General features: G+C 63.0%; 16 protein-coding genes. 13 read left to right on the plus strand and 3 right to left on the minus strand.

Annotation, left to right across the window (positions count from 1 at the left end; translation table 11 throughout):
* The first annotated feature begins 210 nt into the window (after positions 1-210).
* The 11 genes from Q7T45_RS14215 (at position 211) to Q7T45_RS14265 (ending at position 11,990) form a co-directional block, all read left to right on the plus strand.
* Positions 211-768 (plus strand): PAS domain-containing protein, encoded by a 558-nt coding sequence (locus Q7T45_RS14215; protein ID WP_304871585.1) that lies wholly within the window; start codon positions 211-213, stop codon positions 766-768.
* Between the two features lie 355 nt (positions 769-1,123).
* Positions 1,124-2,062 carry an ABC transporter permease gene (locus Q7T45_RS14220; RefSeq protein WP_304871586.1) on the plus strand — a complete coding sequence of 313 codons (939 nt, stop codon included), beginning with the start codon at positions 1,124-1,126 and terminating at the stop codon, positions 2,060-2,062.
* Positions 2,059-2,946 (plus strand): ABC transporter permease, encoded by an 888-nt coding sequence (locus tag Q7T45_RS14225; protein ID WP_304871587.1) that lies wholly within the window; start codon positions 2,059-2,061, stop codon positions 2,944-2,946. The genes Q7T45_RS14220 and Q7T45_RS14225 overlap by 4 nt, the downstream gene beginning before the upstream one ends.
* Positions 2,943-4,505, plus strand: a complete 1,563-nt coding sequence (locus Q7T45_RS14230; protein ID WP_304871588.1) for an ABC transporter substrate-binding protein — start codon at positions 2,943-2,945, stop codon at positions 4,503-4,505. Before Q7T45_RS14225 ends, Q7T45_RS14230 begins: the two co-directional genes overlap by 4 nt.
* Positions 4,506-4,532: 27 nt before the next feature.
* The gene (locus Q7T45_RS14235; RefSeq protein WP_304871589.1) at positions 4,533-6,104 is read left to right on the plus strand and encodes an ABC transporter substrate-binding protein; all 1,572 of its coding nucleotides are present in this window, start codon (positions 4,533-4,535) and stop codon (positions 6,102-6,104) included.
* Complete coding sequence (locus Q7T45_RS14240; RefSeq protein ID WP_304871590.1) at positions 6,104-7,084, plus strand: ABC transporter ATP-binding protein; 981 nt, start codon at positions 6,104-6,106, stop codon at positions 7,082-7,084. The genes Q7T45_RS14235 and Q7T45_RS14240 overlap by 1 nt, the downstream gene beginning before the upstream one ends.
* Entirely contained in the window at positions 7,081-8,160 is a 1,080-nt protein-coding gene (locus Q7T45_RS14245) for an ABC transporter ATP-binding protein (RefSeq protein ID WP_304871591.1), read from the plus strand. Before Q7T45_RS14240 ends, Q7T45_RS14245 begins: the two co-directional genes overlap by 4 nt.
* A gap of 439 nt (positions 8,161-8,599) precedes the next feature.
* Entirely contained in the window at positions 8,600-8,884 is a 285-nt protein-coding gene (locus Q7T45_RS14250; protein ID WP_304871592.1) for a hypothetical protein, read from the plus strand.
* Between the two features lie 520 nt (positions 8,885-9,404).
* Positions 9,405-10,364, plus strand: coding sequence for an ABC transporter substrate-binding protein (locus Q7T45_RS14255; RefSeq protein WP_304871593.1), 960 nt, complete (start codon positions 9,405-9,407; stop codon positions 10,362-10,364).
* Between the two features lie 83 nt (positions 10,365-10,447).
* Positions 10,448-11,218 carry an ABC transporter permease gene (locus Q7T45_RS14260; protein ID WP_304871634.1) on the plus strand — a complete coding sequence of 257 codons (771 nt, stop codon included), beginning with the start codon at positions 10,448-10,450 and terminating at the stop codon, positions 11,216-11,218.
* Complete coding sequence (locus Q7T45_RS14265; protein WP_304871594.1) at positions 11,211-11,990, plus strand: ABC transporter ATP-binding protein; 780 nt, start codon at positions 11,211-11,213, stop codon at positions 11,988-11,990. The genes Q7T45_RS14260 and Q7T45_RS14265 overlap by 8 nt, the downstream gene beginning before the upstream one ends.
* Before the next feature lie 152 nt (positions 11,991-12,142).
* On the opposite strand, the gene Q7T45_RS14270 is transcribed toward Q7T45_RS14265, so the two are convergent.
* Entirely contained in the window at positions 12,143-13,294 is a 1,152-nt protein-coding gene (locus Q7T45_RS14270) for a zinc-binding dehydrogenase (RefSeq protein ID WP_304871595.1), read from the minus strand.
* 171 nt (positions 13,295-13,465) lie between these two features.
* On the opposite strand from Q7T45_RS14270, the gene Q7T45_RS14275 reads away from it, so the two are divergent.
* A complete protein-coding gene (locus tag Q7T45_RS14275) occupies positions 13,466-14,632 on the plus strand; it encodes a CynX/NimT family MFS transporter (RefSeq protein ID WP_304871596.1) in 1,167 nt (388 codons plus the stop codon).
* Between the two features lie 25 nt (positions 14,633-14,657).
* Here Q7T45_RS14275 and Q7T45_RS14280 read toward each other — a convergent pair whose 3' ends face one another.
* Both Q7T45_RS14280 and Q7T45_RS14285 read right to left on the minus strand, forming a co-directional pair.
* On the minus strand, positions 14,658-14,987 hold the full coding sequence (locus tag Q7T45_RS14280; protein WP_304871597.1) for a hypothetical protein: 330 nt from the start codon (positions 14,985-14,987) through the stop codon (positions 14,658-14,660).
* 14 nt (positions 14,988-15,001) lie between these two features.
* Positions 15,002-16,636 (minus strand): toll/interleukin-1 receptor domain-containing protein, encoded by a 1,635-nt coding sequence (locus Q7T45_RS14285; protein ID WP_304871598.1) that lies wholly within the window; start codon positions 16,634-16,636, stop codon positions 15,002-15,004.
* A 273-nt stretch (positions 16,637-16,909) separates the two neighbouring features.
* On the opposite strand from Q7T45_RS14285, the gene Q7T45_RS14290 reads away from it, so the two are divergent.
* Positions 16,910-17,524 carry a PilZ domain-containing protein gene (locus Q7T45_RS14290; RefSeq protein WP_304871599.1) on the plus strand — a complete coding sequence of 205 codons (615 nt, stop codon included), beginning with the start codon at positions 16,910-16,912 and terminating at the stop codon, positions 17,522-17,524.
* Positions 17,525-17,806: the final 282 nt, after the last annotated feature.

A 17,806-nucleotide genomic window follows, 5' to 3' on the forward strand; every position in this document is an offset into this window, starting at 1 on the left:
AGCGAGCGGACCCTAGCCAGCTCTGTGCCGATCCCCAAGCTGATAGTTAATTTAACGTTAACGGCGCAAAGACGCCGCCGGGGCGGCGAAAACGCGTCCACGGCATGGACGCTGCAAAGCCTGTCTTGCAAAACAACCAGGGGAATGCGCGTGGGCGAAAGCGGGACAGATCTGTCCCGCCAGGCCGGGCGCAAGGGGCAAGGCCGAATAATGAAACATCCGTCAACCCGAGAGTTCTACGCCTATTGGGACCAGAAGCGCGGCGACGCGCGCGCTCCCGACCGCAGCGAGATCGAACCCGGCGCGGTGCGCGAACTGCTCGGCGATATCTTCGTGCTGTCTTACGACAGCGCCGCCGGCTATCCGTTTCGCGTCGCCGGAACGCGGGTCTGCGCCCTGCTCGGCTGCGATCTGAAGGATCGCAGTTTTTCCGGACTGTTCACGGCCGAGGGCCGCCGCGAGATCGAGGACATCATCGCCGCGGTATCGGAAGACGCGCTGGCCGTGGTCGCCGGCATTACCGCCGTCTCGGAGGATGGCAGGCCGGCGCATCTGGAATTGCTGCTGCTGCCGTTCAACACCCGGGCGCATTCGCCGCTGAGCCTGACCGGATTGCTGGCGCCGTTCGAAACCGATCGCCGCCTGCTCAGGGATTTCAAACTGACGTCGTGGCGTTACATCGGACACCAGCCGCAAAAATTCGTTCCGCGCGCGCTGCGCAAGCTCGCGGTCGCCCGCGGCTTCATGGTGTATGAAGGGCTGCGCTGAAGCGCATCCTGCAAAATCGAATTCCGGCAGCAACTCTCCATCACGTCCGCATTTATCGCGTGGCGGAATTAAGCCGGGCTTGGGCTGTCTCTGAAGAATGTCAGCCCCTCTTGCCTTCATCACGCACGCGCACTCGCGCCGCGAGGCGTCATTGTGGTTGCACGCGACAAGGACGCACAGTTGGAAACGGTTTGACAGATTGGGCGTGACGCCACGTCCAACGCATGTCAGTATTCCGACATAAGCAAAAGCCGCGCACGTCGGACGAAGCACGGCTGCCAGGGAGGGGACTGCACAACGCCGGCACGCGCCGCGCGAGCGATTCCTCATGGCCTAACCGGTCCGTTGGCGTCGCATGGGACAACAGATTGTCCATCGTCTGCTGATTTCCTTCCCCGCCTTGCTCGGGGTTCTCTTCCTCTGTTTTTGCCTGCTCCAGGTGGTGCCGGCCGATCCCGCGATGATCATCGCCGGGCCCGACGCCAAGGCCGAGACCATCGCCGCGATCCGCCTCGAGCTTGGTCTCGACCGCTCGATCCCCATCCAGTTCTTTGAATACATCATGCGGGTGCTGCGCGGCGATCTCGGCCGCTCGATCATTTCCAACAGGATGGTGAGCGAAGAACTGGCGATGACCATCGGCCCGACTGTCGAGCTGATGCTGGGAGCGATGCTGATCGCGGTGCCGACCGGACTCGCTTTGGGAACACTGGCGGCGGTCAATCGCGGCCGTCTCTCCGATCGCGTCATCATGGCCTGCTCGGTGGCAGGCGTTTCCATGCCGGTGTTCTTCATCGGGCTGATCCTGATCCAGTATGTCGGCTTCAAGTGGGCCTTGCTGCCGTTCACCGGCCGTACCGGACCGGTATGGGACGGCGGATTGCCGAGCCTGATCCTGCCCGCCACCACGCTCGGCCTCGTGCTGATCGGGCCGATCGCGCGGCTGACGCGCACCGCCGTGCTCGAAGTGCTGGGCGCCGATTTCGTGCGCACCGCGCGCGCCAAGGGACTGCGCGAGACCGTGGTGATCATCCATCACGCGCTGCGCAATGCCATGATCCCCGTCGTCACCTTGATCGGACTGCAGGCGGCCTTCCTGCTCGGCGGCGCCGTGGTCACCGAAACCATGTTCTCGTGGCCCGGCGTCGGCCGACTCGCGGTCGGCGCCATCGTCTCCAGCGATTTTCCGACGGCGCAAGGCGCGATCATGATCCTCGCCGTCGCCTTCCTGTCGATCAACCTTATCGTCGACGTGCTCTACGTCTATCTCGATCCAAGGGTGCAGCGCCGATGAGCGTCGAGGCCCTCGAAACCCCCTTTGCAGTGGACCCCGAAGCGGCGGTGTTCGCCCGCGCCGGCATCATGCGCCGGCTGGCGCGCGACCGGGTGGCGGCGGCGGCCGCGCTGCTGCTCACGGCAATCGTGCTCGCGGCAGCGTTCGCGCCGTGGATCTCGCCTTACGATCCCTACTTCACCGACCTCACCAAGGTGATGCAGCCGCCGGGCGCCGAGCACTGGTTCGGCACCGACAACACCGGCCGCGACATCCTGAGCCGCGTCATCTACGGCACCCGCAGCACGCTGATGCTCGGGCTGGTCGGCGTGATCGTCGGCGGCCTGATCGGTGGCGTCATGGGTATTCTCGCCGCCTATTATCGGCGGCTGGACGGCTGGATCATGCGGTTGGTCGACGTGATGCTGGCGTTCCCGGCGATCCTGATCGGGCTGGCCGTGGCCGCGATCTTCGGCGCCGGCCTGACCGCCGTGGTCATCGCGCTGGTCGTCGCCACCGTGCCCGATGTCGCGCGGGTGGCGCGAGGTGCCGCGGTCGGCGTGATGGGCCAGGAATTCATGGAAGCCGGCCGCGCGGTGGGCGTGACGGACGGCGCCCTGATCTGGCGCTACCTGACGCTCAACTGCATTTCGACGATCTTCGTGTTCCTCACCTTGCGCTTCGGCCAGATCATCCTGATCGGCTCGGCGCTCGGTTTCCTCGGCATGGGCGCGCAACCGCCGACCGCCGAACTCGGCATGATGGCGGCCCAGGGCCGCGACTTCCTGTTCATGGCGCCGCACATCGCGACGATCCCGAGCTGCGCGATCTTCGTAATCGTGCTGGCCGCCAACCTTCTGGGCGACGCCTTCCGCGACGTCCTCGATCCGAGGCTGCAAACATGATCAGAACGGTTCTGGCTGTAGCATTCGCGCTGGGCATTTCGGCTTCCGCATCGGCCCAGACGCTCACGCTGATGAAGGGCATCGACGCGCCGCACTACGATGCGCAGCGCACCACCTGGGGACCGACCTCCGATATCGTCAACATGTTCCAGGACACGCTGGTGGCGCTCGACTGGGATGGCCGCACGCCGATTCCCTACCTCGCCAAATCCTGGACGGTGAGCGCGGACGGCAAGACCTATACCTTCAAGCTGCGCGACGACGTGTCGTTCTGCAGCGGCAAGAAGTTCACCGCGGAGGACGTGGTCTACAGCTTCAAGCGGCTCAAGGACCCCGCGACCAAGGGACCCTATGCCTGGCGCGCCGGCAACATCAAGGAATTGCGCGCGCCCGATCCCTATACGGTAGAATACGAGCTTCAGGAGCCCTATTCGGAGTTGCTGCTGCAACTCACCATGTTCACCAACGTCATCCACAACAAGGAAAGCGTGGAGGCGCTCGGCAAGGACTACGGCATCAAGGGCGCCGACGGCACCGGGCCATGGTGTTTTGCATCGTGGCAGCCGCGCACCGAGATCGCGCTGAAGCGCCACGACGCCTATAAATGGGGCCCGTCGATGTACAAGAACAAGGGCCCGGTGAAATTCGAGAAGCTGGTCGTCAAGATCGTGCCCGAAGATTCCAGCCGCGTCGCCGCCATGATGTCCGGCCAGTTCGACATCACCCACCAGTTTCCATCGCAATTCATCGCCCAGGCCAAGGCCGCGCCCATGCTGACGGTGAGCGAGGCCAAGCCCAATTTCCAGCTGCTCTATTACGGCTTCAAGACCACGCGACCGATGGTCGCCGACCGGCGCGTCCGCGAGGCCATGAGCATCGCCATCAATCGCGCCGAAATCGCCAAAGCCATCCTGCAGGGCAATGCCGATCCGGCCTATACCTTCGTCGATCCCGATGCGCTCGACTTCGATCCCAAGACAAAGGACATCGTCAAGGAAGATATCGAGCGTGCCAAGAAATTGCTCGACGAAGCCGGCTGGAAACCCGGCGCCGATGGCGTGCGCGAGAAGGACGGCGAGCGGCTGGCACCGAAAATATACTACACCGCCAACGCCAACTCGGCCCGGGTCGCCGAAGCGATCCAGGGCTATCTCAGGAAGATCGGTGTCGACTGGCGGCTCAACCCGTGGGACTCGACGATCTCGTCGGTGAAGATGGCCGAGCAGGATTATGAGATCTGGTCGGTAACCGTGCCGTACCTGTCGGCCGGCGACCTCATGAACATCTATTTCGACTCGCACAATATCCCGACGCCCAACCGGATGAACTGGAGGGACGCCGAGACCGACGAGTGGCTCAAGCAGGGCCGCTCGGCGCTGACCGAAGCCGATCGCATCAAGTATTATGCGCTGGTGCAGCAGAAGGTGACGAAGGAACACCTGTGGATGCCGGTTCTCAACATCAACATGCACCAGGTAGCCAACAAGAAGATCACCGGCGCCAGGCCGCACATGATCTACCAGAACACTTTTTACAAGGGGCTGGACGTAACGCGTTAAGAAAAACACCACGAGGGAGAAGACACGATGCGCAGGATGTTTGCAGGCGCTGTGGCGCTGCTGGGAGTGGTCGGGGCATCTTCGGCGAGCGAGGCGCAAACCCTGAAGATCATGAAGTCGCTGGACGCACCGCATTACGACGGCCAGCGCACCACCTGGTCGCCGACTTCCGACATCGTCAACATGTTCCAGGACACGCTGGTGGCGATGGACTGGGACGGCAAGACACCGATCCCATACCTCGCCAAATCCTGGACCGTAAGCCCCGACGGCAAACTCTATACTTTCAAGCTGCGCGATGACGTGCAGTTCTGCAGCGGCAAGAAGTTCACCGCCGCCGACGTGATCTACTCCTTCAAGCGCCTGACCAGCGCCGAGCTCAAGGCGCCGCTGGCCTGGCGCGCGGGCAACATCAAGGAATTGCGTGCGCCCGATCCCTACACGGTGGAATACGAACTGAACGAACCGTTCGCCGATCTGCTGCTGCAGCTCACGATGTTCACGACCGCGATCCACAACCAGGAAAGCGTCGAGGCGCTGGGCAAGGATTACGGCATCAAGGCGATCGACGGCACCGGTCCCTGGTGCTTCGAGAGCTGGCAGCCGCGCACCGAGATCGTGCTGAAGCGTCACGACGCCTACAAATGGGGGCCGTCGATGTATCAGAACAAGGGCCCGGCGAAATTCGAGAAGCTCAGCATCAAGATCGTGCCCGAGGATTCCAGCCGCGTCGCCGCCATGCTGGGCGGACAGTTCGACGTCACCCACCAGGTCCCGCTGCAGTTCATCCAGCAGGTCAAGGCCGCGCCGAATCTCAACGTCCAGGAGGCGCAGCCGAACTTCCAGCTGATGTATTACGGTTACAAGACCACGCGGCCGATGGTGGCCGACAAGCGCGTGCGCGAGGCGATGAACATCGCCATCAACCGCGCCGACATCGTCAAGGGCATCATGCTGGGCAATGCCGAGCCGGCCTATACCTTCATCGATCCGAAGGCGCTCGACTTCGCCGACTCCACCAAAGGCATCATCAAGGAGGATGTCGAGCGCGCCAAAAAACTGCTGGACGATGCCGGCTGGAAGGTCGGCGCCGACGGCATTCGTGAGAAGGACGGCGTCAAGCTCGCGCCAAAAGTCCTGTTCACCCAGGTCGCCTATTTCGGCCGCGTCTCCGAAGCCATCCAGGGCTACATGCGCAAGATCGGCATCGACTGGAAGATCGTCGGCTTCGATTCCACGATCGCGCCGGCCGAAATGGCGAAGCAGGATTTCGAACTGTGGACCGTGACGTTCCCCTACATCTCCTCGGGCGACCTGCTGAACTTCTACTTCGACTCCAGGAACATGCCGGCGCCCAACCGCATGAACTGGAACGACCCGAAGACCGACGAGTATCTGAAGCTGGGACGCGCCTCGCTGACGGATGCCGATCGCGCCAAATATTACGCGCTGGCCCAGCAACGGGTCACCGAGGAGCATCTGTGGATGCCGGTAATGAATATCGCGATGTACACGACGAGCCTGAAGAAGATGAAGGGCGTGCGCCCGCACATGCTTTATCAAAACACCTTCTACAAGGGTCTGGATTACTCCTTCTGATGGAAAAGCTCCTCGAGGTTCGCGGCCTCAAGACTCACTTCGCGACGGATCGCGGCCTGTTCCGCGCCGTCGACGGCATCTCCTTCAGCGTGCCGCGCGGCCGTACCGTCGGCCTGGTCGGTGAATCCGGCTGCGGCAAGAGCGTGACCTCGCTCTCCATCATGGGCCTGGTGCCGAGCCCGCCGGGCAACGTCGAGGCCGAGGCGGTCATGTTCGGCGACCGCGACGTGCTGACGCTGTCGGCCGACGAACGCCGCAAGCTGCGCGGCGGCAAGATGTCGATGATCTTCCAGGAGCCGATGACCTCGCTCAACCCGGTCCACACCATCGGCCAGCAGATCGTCGAGGCGATCCTGGCGCACACCACGATGTCGCCGCAGGCGGCACGCGCGCGCGCGGTCGAAATGCTCGAACTGGTGCGGATCCCCTCCGCGGCGCAGCGCATCGACGACTTTCCGCACAGCCTGTCCGGCGGCATGCGCCAGCGCGTCATGATCGCGATGGCGCTGTCGTGCGAGCCGGCGCTCTTGATCGCCGACGAGCCGACCACCGCGCTCGACGTCACCATCCAGGCCCAGATTCTCGATCTCTTGAGCGACCTGCAGCGCCGGCTCGGCATGGCGATCCTGATCATCACCCATGATCTCGGCGTGATTGCCGAAGTCGCCGACCAGGTGCTGGTGATGTATGCCGGCCAGATCGTCGAAAGCGCCGATGTGGCCGACCTGTTCGCCGACCCTCAGCACCCCTACACCATCGGCCTGTTGGGCTCGATCCCGCGGCTCGACGTCGACCGCGTGCGGCTCGCCACCATCGAAGGCACGGTGCCCAGCCCCAACAGCCAGCCCAAGGGCTGCCGCTTCGCGCCGCGCTGCCCGTTCGCCGACCGGCGCTGCCGGCAGGAGCCGCCTCCCTTGCGCGACATCGCGCCCGGTCATCTGGTCGCCTGCTGGAAGGCCCCGGTCGAGGTAGCGGCATGAGCGAAGTCCCGGTCCTCCAGGTCGACGGCCTGGTCAAGCATTTCCAGGTCAGCCGCGGCATCATCCTGCGCCGGCAGGTGGGTCTGGTGCGCGCCGTCGAGGATGTGAGCTTCGAGATCGCGCGCGGCGAGACGCTGGCGCTGGTGGGCGAATCCGGCTGCGGCAAATCCACCACCGGACGGCTGGTGCTGCGCCTGATGGATCCGACGGCGGGCTCGGTTCGCTTCAAGGGCGAGGAGATCGCCAATCTCGGCAAGGACGCGCTGCGCCGGCTGCGCCGGCACATGCAGATCATCGTCCAGGATCCCTACGCCTCGCTCAATCCGCGCATGACCGTCGGCGAGATCCTGGCCGAGCCGCAGCGGGTGCACGACATCGGCGACGCCGCCTCGCGCGAGGCGCGCGGCAAGGAACTGCTGGAGATCGTCGGCCTGCTGCCCGAACATGCACGGCGCTATCCGCATCAATTCTCCGGCGGGCAGCGCCAGCGCATCGGCATTGCGCGCGCGCTGGCCGTCAACCCCGACCTGATCATCTGCGACGAGCCGGTGTCGGCGCTCGACGTCTCGATCCAGGCGCAGATCGTCAACCTGCTGCAGAATCTGCAGCAGCGTTTTGGACTTTCCTATCTGTTCATCGCCCACGATCTCGCCGTGGTCAAACACATCAGCGACCGCGTCGCGGTGATGTATCTCGGCAAGCTGGTCGAGATCGCCGACAAGAAGACGATCTACGCAAAGCCGCTGCACCCCTACACCCACGCGCTGCTGTCGGCGATTCCAAAGCCCGACCCGACCCTGCGTGCCAAGCGCGTCATGCTGCAGGGCGACGTGCCGAGCCCATTCAATCCGCCGACCGGCTGCCGTTTCCACACCCGCTGCGTCCATGCCCAGCCGCGCTGCTCGGCCGAGGAGCCGAAGCTGCGCGAGGCCGCCCCCGGCCATCGCGTCGCCTGTCATTTCTTCGAAACCCTGCCCGTCCCCACCATCATCGCGCGCGCCGGTGCCGCGAGCGGCAAATTCGCCGAGCGGCTGGCAGCATTCGAAGCGGCGAAGTCGACGCGGGCATCTGCCTGATGACCTGCGAAACGGCGTAGCCCGGATGAAGCTAGCGGGTCGCGCGAATGCGCGGGCCGATGGCGCAATCCGGGAATGAACGCGGCAGTGGCCCCGGATTTCGCATGGGCTCCATCCGGGCTACGGATGTTCGTGTAGGCGCCGCCGCGCGTCGTACGCTCAATCCATCAACGTCTTTGCGAGCGAAGCGAAGCAATCCAGCTTTCCTGAAACACAATGGAAGAAAGAAAGCTGGATTGCTTCGTCGCAAGCGCTCCTCGCAATGACGCTGTGAGAGTTGCGCCGGTGTTCGGGCAGGCGCCCTCTTCGCGGTCAGCCAGCCGTCCCTACCGAGCGCGATGGTCGTCCCACCCGCCCGAGGTGGAGCTGCCTCCTTCATGACTGGCGGGCATGGACACAACAAAGGAACTTCTTGGCCAAAAGGGTGTAAAGCAATGCCATGGCCCAGGATTTCGCGTTGTCAGGCTTGAACAACAGCTCCCGTCTATCGTTTCCCCTCACATTGCCTGACGGGACGGTGATCGCGACCGTGGGGGAGGCCGTGACCTTTTTTGCCCGCCTCCCCCTGGAACAGCGCGACAAGAGCCACTGGACGATCGCGATCCGGATGCTGAACAATGCCCTGAAGGAGCCGACCTACCTCAAGACCGCGACGATGTCGCTGCAGACCGCGCTTGTTCTGGAGGGCCTGCTCGCTTCCCCTTCCCCGCTCGACAGTCATTGAGTGTGTTAACCAGGTCACAGCGAATCGGCCGCGCGTCTGCTACCCGTTGAACCTCGTATGGCCGAAAACAAGGTAACGGCGGTACACGAGCCCGGCTTTTATCAAGCTACGACTTTGAGCCGTCCTGGGCAACGGGCGGCTCTTTTTCTGTCCGCAACTACACGACGGCCGTCATACCCCGCGAAGGCGGGGTATCCAGTACGCGGCGGCATCTCGGATGGCCACGACCGTCTCTGGAATACTGGATCACCCGCCTGCGCGGGTGATGACAGCCGAGATGTGACGCGAACCGCTGCGGGTTGCTCTCGGACCACGGCACGACAGTCAACGTGCCCAATTTAATTGCACGGTCCGCCCTGGAAGCAGCCTTTCACGGCCCGGGCGGATGCCAGCCAACTTCAAACGCCGAAGCGTCCCTGCCCGGCCAACGCGTCACGGCAGCCTGGAGCGGCAGATCCTTGCCATCCGCTTGCGGCGGCATGGTTGTTGCATTTATCGGCGCAACAGGGGAGTTGCGTTGATGACATCCAGAATCCGCCGTCGTGAATTCATGGCCGCCCTCGGGGTCGGGCTGTTCGCAGCCCCGGCGATCGTTCGCGCCCAGGGCCAGCCGATTGTCATTCGTGCCGGCGCGCTCAAGTTGATCCATTCCATCGCACCCTATTTCTACGATCAGTTCGTGCCTGCGGGCTACAAGATCGAAGTGCTGCCGTTCGAAACACCGACCGAATGCAAGAACGCCGTGGTGACCAAGTCGGTCGACTTCGGCGCATTCGGAATTGCGGCGGCCGTGCTCGGCGCCGCGGCAGGTGAACCGGTCGTGGTGATCGCCTCCACCTGCAATCGCGGCATGGCCATCATCGCGAAAAAGGACGCGGGCATCGCTTCGATCAAGGATCTCAAGGGCAAGCGCGTCGCCGTATTCCCGGGAACCACCCAGGAAGTGTTCTTCATGGAGCGGCTGCGAATGGAGGGCATGACGATCAAGGATGTCGAGCCGGTTCGCGTGTCGTTCAGCGAAATGCATATCGCATTGTCGCGCGGCGACATCGACGCCTATGTCGGCGCCGAGCCTGGTCCCGGCGTGTCGCTGTCCAGCGGCGTCGGTTCGCTGGTCGAATACCCCTATTCGACGGCGATGGGATCTCTCAACATGGTGTTCGGCACGCATCGCGACGTGATCGCGGAAAAGCCGGAACTCGTCCGCGTGATGATGGGCATTCATCAAAGGGCGACCGATTTTGCGGCCACCAACAAGGCCGCCATGGTCGCGATGGCGTCCAGCAAGCTCGGACAGAAAAAAGAAGCGATCGAAGCCTCGGTGCCCAATGTCGAACTGACGTGGCGGCTTGGCGCCAAGGAAATCCAGCAATCGAAGACCTATGCGGACCACATGCTGGCGCTGAAGCAGATCAAGCGCCTGCCTGATTTCGCCACCTTCATCGACACCAGCTTCGTCGATGCGGTGAAACCGACCTGATCGTGACAACTCTCGCGTCCCGGGACGACGACCAGACCCTCTCCGGGCGCGGCAGCTCATGGGCAACGACGTGGCGGCCGCGCCTGAAACCGTTGCTGCTGGCGGCGACATTTCCGGTTGCCATGCTGGTCCTCTGGCATGTCTTCACGGTGGGGCGGCCGGGCAGCCTGATTCCTCCGCCCCACGAAGTCTGGCTCGAGCTGCAGGATCTCGCCTTTGGCGGCATCAATGACGACGCCTTCAGCCGAACCCTGCATATCCATCTGCTGGCGTCGGTCAGCCGGGTCTATGGCGGCTTCGCGCTGGCCTTGGTGGTCGCGCTGCCGCTGGGAATGCTGATCGGCCGCGTGCCGCTGGTGCGGCAGGTGATCGATCCGACCCTTCAGATTCTTCGCCCCGTACCGGTCACCGCGTGGCTACCGCTGGCGATGATCCTTTTCGGGCTCGGACCACGCTCCGCATTCTTTCTGGTGTTTCTCGGCGCGTTCTATCCGATCCTGGTCAACACCGTTTTCGGGGTGCGCTCGGTCGAGCCGCGATTGTTCGAGGCGGCCGCCATGCTCGGCTGCAACGGCTCGGCGCAGTTCTTCCGCGTCGTGCTGCCGGCCGCGCTTCCCTCCATCTTCACCGGCATGCGGCTTGGCCTCGGTTTTGCGTGGGTCGTCATCGTCGTTGGCGAAATGACCGGCGTGCAAACCGGGCTCGGCGCCATCATCATGGAAGCGCGGCAGCTCTCGCGCACCGAAATCGTGATCTCCGGCATGATCGTGATCGGCATCGTCGGCTTCCTGTCCGATCAGCTGGTGATGCTGCTGGGGCGGCGCCTGCTGTCGTGGAGTCCCTCGCATGGCTGAAGCCACCATCCCGATCCTGGAAATGAAGAACGTCGGCAAGACCTATTCGCAGAACGGACGCTCGATCGAAGCCTTGCGCGGCGCCAATCTGCGGGTGAAGAAAGGCGAGTTCATCTGCCTGATCGGCGCCTCCGGCTGCGGCAAATCCACCCTGTTGCGGATGGCCGCCGGGTTCGAGACCGCCACGCAGGGCGACAATCTGATGTGGGGCGTGCCGATATCGGGACCGGGCCCGAGCCGTGGCATGGTGTTTCAGGATTACGGACTGTTTCCCTGGCTCAACGTCCGCGACAACATCGGCTTCGGTCCGACCTCGAGGGGACGCCCCAAGGCCGAGATTCGCGAAACCGTCGATCATTTCATCGACCTCGTCGGCCTGCAGCGCTTTGCAGACGTCTATCCGCATCAGCTCTCCGGCGGCATGAAGCAGCGCGTCGCCATCGCCCGCGTGCTCGCCAATGACGCCGAGGTGGTGCTGATGGACGAGCCGTTCGGTGCGCTCGACGCCATGACGCGCGAACGGCTGCAGGACGAGCTGGTCGAGATATGGTCGCGAACCGGCCTGACGGTTCTCTTCGTCACCCACGCCATCGACGAAGCGATCTTCCTGGCCGACCGCGTCGTGGTAATGTCGCCCGGACCCGGCCGGATCGACAATGAGTACAGCATCGACCTGCCGAGGCCTCGCGATACCGCCAGCGCGGAGTTCAACGAGTGGCGACGCCTGTTGTCGTCGCAACTGCATAGCCACCATCGCCGCAAGGCGGGATGAAGACGGACTTCGAACAGCCTCGCGTAGGGTGGGCAAAGTTTCCGCCGCAGCTCGAAGAGCGAAGGCGGAAACGTGCCCACCATTGCGTTGATGGATGGTGGGCACGGCGCGAAGCGCGCGCCTTTGCCCACCCTACGAGATTCGTGAAGTTTCTACTCCGCCAGTTCCGGCCACGGCACGATGGTCGACTTCACCGTCTTCATCGCCATGGCGTCCGCCACCGCTCGGCCGATGCCCTCCTCGGTGAACGGATAGATCGTCTGCATCTCCAGCCAGGGATATTTGTTGCGGGTGCGATAGAGCATGTCGACGCCGAGCGGCAGGTCGTTGCCGGTAAATCCCCAGGAGCCGAGCACGTTGAGGTCCTTGGTGCAGATGCGATGCCAGGAGGTGTTGATCGAGCCGGCATCGGTGAACTGGCCCATCTCGACATAGGTGCCGCCGTCGCGCAGCATCTCGATGCCTTCGGGACCGGCGCTCGGATGACCCGAGCAATCCATCACGAGGTCGGCGCCGAACCCGCCGACGATATCGCGCACCGCCTTGATGCGCGCCTCCGGCGTGGTGACCTGTTCGATATCGACGGTCGCTTCCGCGCCAAATTTGCGCGCCAGCTTCAGCCGCGGGTTTTCCGGCGCGCCGACGCAGATCACGCGCCCTGCTCCCATCTCTTGTGCTGCGGCCACCGCCAGGATTCCGATCGGGCCGGAGCCCTGGATGACGACAGTGTCGCCCCAGGTGAACCCGCCGGCGCGGGTGGCGCGGTTGAAGGCGCGGATGCAGGAGGTCAAGGGCTCCGACAGCGCGCCGAGCCGCAGCGACATGTCATCCGGCAGCTTGTAGATCTTGGTACCCGGCAACATCTCGAGATCGACATAGACATATTCGGCCCAGCCGCCCCATAGATGCGGCGCCTTGTCGAAGCCGAGATAGCGGCCGTAATACACCGGCGTCAGGCACTTGTTGGCGCTCTCGGGGTAATGAATGCAGTAATAGCAATTCCCGCACGGCATCAGCGGCGGGATCATCACCTTCGATCCCACGCCGAGCGGCTTGCTCATGAAGTCTTCCTTGAATTCCGAGCCGACCTCGACCAGCACGCCGCCGATCTCATGGCCGAGCGTGAACGGCCACGGCAACGGCTTTGGCCAGTGGCCTTTCAGGATATGCAGATCGGTGCCGCAGACGCCGCAGGCCCCGACTTTTATCAAGGCCGCCTTCTTCGGAATTTTGGGCCACGGCACGGTGCGAATGACCGGCTGGGCGCCGGGGCCGTCATAGGTGGCTACGCGGATATCTTGCATGTTTCCTCCGGCCCTTCGGTGCGTGTTGATTTTTGGCTGCGTGGGCGCAGGCAGGTTATGTGAAGTGGGATGCAATGCCAATTGCTACGCGGTGCCGTCATCATCCGCACGCCAATTGACAAGTCGACGATGCCGCCTCAGCTTGCGCAAGCAGGTCGACAGGAGTGACGCGTGGGCAATCGCTGGGGTATCCTCGCCGTTCTGTTCGCGGTTCGCAGCACCATCGCCTTCCAGTTCCAGAGCGTCGCCGCGGTGGCGCCGCTGCTGACGAGCCAGTTCGGCGTCAGCCTCGCCGATATCGGCGTCCTGATCGGACTCTATTTCGCCCCCGGCGTGGCGCTGGCATTGCCGGGCGGCGCCATCGGGCAACGATTCGGCGACAAGCGGACGGCGCTCGGCGCGCTGCTGCTGATGCTGGCGGGCAGCGCGATGATGGCGGCGGGCGCGTCATGGAGCGTGCAGATCGCCGGCCGGCTGATCGGCGGTGCGGGCTCCGTCATCCTCAGCGTTCAGGCGACGAAAATGCTGACGGACTGGTTCGCGGGCAAGGAGATCGCCACCGCGATGGCGCTGCTTGTCAATTCCTGGCCACTCGGCATCGCGCTCTGTCTGCTGGTGCTGCCGTGGATCGGCACGCAGTTCGGTGTCGGCGCGGCCCATCTCGGCGTCGCGGCCTTCGCCGCCGGCGCCCTTGTGCTGCTCGCGATGCTTTACCGGCCGCCGGCCGATGTCGCGGTGGCGTGGACGACGGCACCGCAGCGTCTGGACCGCAACGCCACGCTCGCCGTGATCGTCGCCGGCCTGATCTGGGGCCTGTTCAATGTCGGCTTCGCCGTGATCGTCAGCTTCGGGCCTTCGATGCTGGTCGAACAGGGCTGGTCGATCGCCGAAGCCGGATCGACCGTCAGCATCGTGCTGTGGGTCTCCGTCATTTCCGTTCCCCTGGGCGGCTTGCTGGCCGATCGCACCGGGCGTCCGGCGACCATTGTCGTCGCCGCCGCGCTTCTGACCGCCGTCCTGATGGTGCTGCTGCCGCGCAGCGGCAGCGCCGTCCGCCCGGTCATCTTCGTCCTGGGATTGATCAGCGGCCTGCCCGCCGGCCCGATCATGAGCCTGCCGGCGCGCGTGCTGCAGCCCCAGACCCGCGCGATCGGCATGGGCGTGTTCTTCACGATGTTCTTTGCCTGCATGATGCTCGGCCCGGTGGTCGGCGGCGCCTGCGCCAAGTGGGCCGGCAGCGCCGGTGCGGCGTTCGATTTTGGGGCTGCGATGATTTTGCTGTGTCCGGTGCTGTTGTGGGGGTTTTATCGGATTGTGGCAGGGGCGAAGGCGGGGTGAATGGGCGTCTAAGTCATTACGGCGCTCATACTCGCGGCAGCAGGTCGGCGAATTTTCGTTCCCCGCGGAGCACCGCTTGCAGTTCGGCCAGTTCCTCGTCGCGACGGTGATAGCCGCAGGTTTTGATATAGTCGGCTGCAGTAGCGAGTTGTTTTGTAGCTTCCTCTTTCAAGAGCATCACGTCAGCAGCATCGGGCACAACCGGTTTTGGCGGGCTGTCGTCGATGAGACCACTGAGCGGCGCGAAAGCTTCGATCTGGGCAAACGCGAGACGTGTGATCGTCGAGACCTGGCCTTCGTTGGTCGTGTCACGCAGGTGCTCGTAGATCCGACCATGAGCGGTCTTCCACGCCACTTCGTTGGATTTCCTTAAGCTCTCCCCAAACCATTCCCGTACCAACGGGTGTGAGTCGAGCGAATCTGGCGCTGAGGGATCCGACGGTGAAAGCAATGTGCGTAACGCAACCGCGTAACTGCTCGCTGCCAATCGCTCTCGTTTAGATCGACAATCATGTCGGTAAGACCCGCTATCGCGGGCTTCTTGCGTAGGGCTCGTAAGCAATCGCCCATCGCAGGCCGATCGAACAGACCAATGATGCGCAGAATCGCGAGTAAAGTCCCCTGCCCAACAAGCCACTCGTTTTCATAGGACTCCATCACGCGTCGTGCATGATCGTGGCGCAGATTTTCCTCATCGTGGAGCAAGCCGCGAATATGGTCGCGCCGGCGAACGTCACTGTATTGTGTTTCTTTCAGGAAACTAGCGAGCAGACCGAGTGCTAGCGCGTGGCCACCGAAGTCGCGTGTCGCTTCCTGCAATTCCCTATCGGTTCCCCACACGCTATTGTCGCGCAGTAGCGCCGCACCTGCCTCATCGGACAATTTGTCTACGTACCGGACCGGCGCCGAATCGCGTTCCCATCGAGCGATATCCTTGATCGCCAGGCGACTAGTCAGCACCACCAGTCCATGTGCCCGGTCCGGCGGCGTAGCAGCAAATCGCCGCAGCAACGCGCGCAGACCTTGGTCCTTCAATTCGCCCTGCTGCTTGTCGAGGCCGTGCTGCAGCGGTTCGCAGCCGTCCAGGACGAGCAGCACCCGGCGTTTCGTCAATGCTTCGGCGATCGCTTCCGCCTTTGCGGTGGAGCTCGTGGTTTCGATCTTGATGCCAAGCTTGTCGATAGTCCAATTCAGAAACACCTCCGCCGAAGTCGCGCGCTCCTTGGTGCCTTGGCTGTAGAACGACCAGCCTAGAACTGTCTCGGCCTTCCGGTAGCTGTCAGCGCGCATGCGATTGAGCCATTCGTTGATCAGCGCTGACTTGCCGGCACCGCCCTCCGCGACAAGCGAAAGGATATTGATGCTTTGATCGGACCAGGCGTCGTCCAGACGCTTCAATTCATCATCGCGTCCACGTAGTTGTTCGTAAGCAGTTTCAGGAAGGCTACTGATGTGAACGTAAGCAGGAGAGGCAACGGGAGAGCTTGGCGATCTCGTGTCCTTTCGCTCGACAATCTGTTGAGCGATCTTCCCAATCTCATTTGCCACCTCCGTCATATGTTGAAGGCGGTCATGATAGGAAAGCCCGGAGAATGGCCGGGCATCCCGGGGACGCAAATTTTTGTCTTTGACTTTGTTTAGGCCCGCATCGGGTGTCGGTGTCAGCAGCAATGGATAAAAATGGACGTCTTCGCCCCTTGCCTGTCGGCCTCGAATAGTCGCGATTTCCGTATCGACAATATAGTTTGACGCCATCGAGTTTGCCGACACGAGTAAAATGAAGATGTCGCAGACCTGAAGCTTTCGCTTGATTTCCGGGTCTAAATCCGCCCCGCCCGTTAGATGCAAGTCAACCCAAAGGTCGAAAATGCCATCCTTGACGGCAGGCTGCAGGTAGGTCCGGACAAAGCTGAGCCACTGGGTCTCACCTTCGCGCGGCTTCTCCGGCTCGTCCTTGTGGCTATAGCTGATAAAAATAACCGGCTTGGCCGAACTATCAGACATTCGCATCCCCACAACCCCGGCGCGAGAGTGCCAGCGCCTGCGCGGAGGTCAAGGTGCCGCCGGGAGGTTTCCAGAACGACGGTCGGGCGTGATGGCGACTTTCGCTCCTTCAAGCGGTCTCCGTAGCCATTTGGTGGCCTGCCAGCGGGACCATGCCGCGCGACCAGCGGTCGCGTGGCTGCCTACCCTTCTTGCAACCGCCGCTAACTCCTCGTTAACCCTGCTGGCCGTAGGGTTTGGAGACACCGAAAAGCCGGTGGTCGGGTGGCGAAGATGGCGTTGGCGCACAGAAGAACGATTTTGCCGGCCGCCGAGGAGCGCCGACGCTTCCAGCGGGTGAAGGTTCACCTGCTCGGCCGCTACATGCTGCCGGACCGCCGCGAATTTCCCTGCCAGATCATCAATATGTCGCCGGGCGGCCTCGCGCTGCTGGCGCCGGGCATCGGCAATGTCGGCGACCGCGTGATCGCCTATCTCGACCATATCGGCCGGGTCGAGGGCAAGATCACCCGCATCATCGACAATGGTTTTGCCATGAGCGTGGGCGCAACCGCCCGCAAGCGCGACAAGCTGGCGGCGCAGCTGACCTGGCTCGCCAACCGCGACATTCTCAACCTGCCGGAAGACCGCCGCCACGACCGTATCATCCCGCGCAACCCGATTTCGCTGCTCACGCTCGAAGACGGCACCAAGATGACCTGCCGGATCATCGACATGTCGCTGTCGGGCGCCGCCATCGCCGCGGAAAACCGCCCGCCGCTGAAATCGCTGGTGCTGCTCGGCAAGGTGCAGTCCCGGGTGGTGCGAAACCTCGAGGAAGGCTTTGCGCTGGAGTTCGTTCACGAGCAGCTGGCCGAGACGCTCGAAGACGCGGTTACCGCGCGGTAAAGCGCGCCAGCCTCTCAGCCCCTCTTTTTAACGAGACTTGAAGGCGGTATCCGCGTTGCGGATGCCGCCTTTCGCCGTTTGGCGCCTGCCATTTTGGGTTAACGCCGCGGGCTTTTGCCGCCGCAACCCCAGCATCGACGGGCGTTGGTTCCTTAATCCCTACAATTTGAATCAATTGCAGTTGTCTAAAATTCTAATCTAATTTTATACAAGTATAGTTTCGAATTTCCCGCGCCTATTACTTGTATTCGCTTCAAATGTACTTGCCTGACTTAGCGGCGG

The organism is Bradyrhizobium sp., assembly GCF_030646015.1.
Lineage (GTDB): Bacteria > Pseudomonadota > Alphaproteobacteria > Rhizobiales > Xanthobacteraceae > Bradyrhizobium.

Bases quoted from the DNA above. Each gene is read 5' to 3' on its own strand.
- Q7T45_RS14215 (WP_304871585.1), top strand. From the start codon at position 211: ATGAAACATCCGTCAACCCGAGAGTTCTACGCCTATTGGGACCAGAAG.
- Q7T45_RS14220 (WP_304871586.1), top strand. From the start codon at position 1,124: ATGGGACAACAGATTGTCCATCGTCTGCTGATTTCCTTCCCCGCCTTG.
- Q7T45_RS14225 (WP_304871587.1), top strand. From the start codon at position 2,059: ATGAGCGTCGAGGCCCTCGAAACCCCCTTTGCAGTGGACCCCGAAGCG.
- Q7T45_RS14230 (WP_304871588.1), top strand. From the start codon at position 2,943: ATGATCAGAACGGTTCTGGCTGTAGCATTCGCGCTGGGCATTTCGGCT.
- Q7T45_RS14235 (WP_304871589.1), top strand. From the start codon at position 4,533: ATGCGCAGGATGTTTGCAGGCGCTGTGGCGCTGCTGGGAGTGGTCGGG.
- Q7T45_RS14240 (WP_304871590.1), top strand. From the start codon at position 6,104: ATGGAAAAGCTCCTCGAGGTTCGCGGCCTCAAGACTCACTTCGCGACG.
- Q7T45_RS14245 (WP_304871591.1), top strand. From the start codon at position 7,081: ATGAGCGAAGTCCCGGTCCTCCAGGTCGACGGCCTGGTCAAGCATTTC.
- Q7T45_RS14250 (WP_304871592.1), top strand. From the start codon at position 8,600: ATGGCCCAGGATTTCGCGTTGTCAGGCTTGAACAACAGCTCCCGTCTA.
- Q7T45_RS14255 (WP_304871593.1), top strand. From the start codon at position 9,405: ATGACATCCAGAATCCGCCGTCGTGAATTCATGGCCGCCCTCGGGGTC.
- Q7T45_RS14265 (WP_304871594.1), top strand. From the start codon at position 11,211: ATGGCTGAAGCCACCATCCCGATCCTGGAAATGAAGAACGTCGGCAAG.
- Q7T45_RS14270 (WP_304871595.1), bottom strand. From the start codon at position 13,294: ATGCAAGATATCCGCGTAGCCACCTATGACGGCCCCGGCGCCCAGCCG.
- Q7T45_RS14285 (WP_304871598.1), bottom strand. From the start codon at position 16,636: ATGTCTGATAGTTCGGCCAAGCCGGTTATTTTTATCAGCTATAGCCAC.
- Q7T45_RS14290 (WP_304871599.1), top strand. From the start codon at position 16,910: ATGGCGTTGGCGCACAGAAGAACGATTTTGCCGGCCGCCGAGGAGCGC.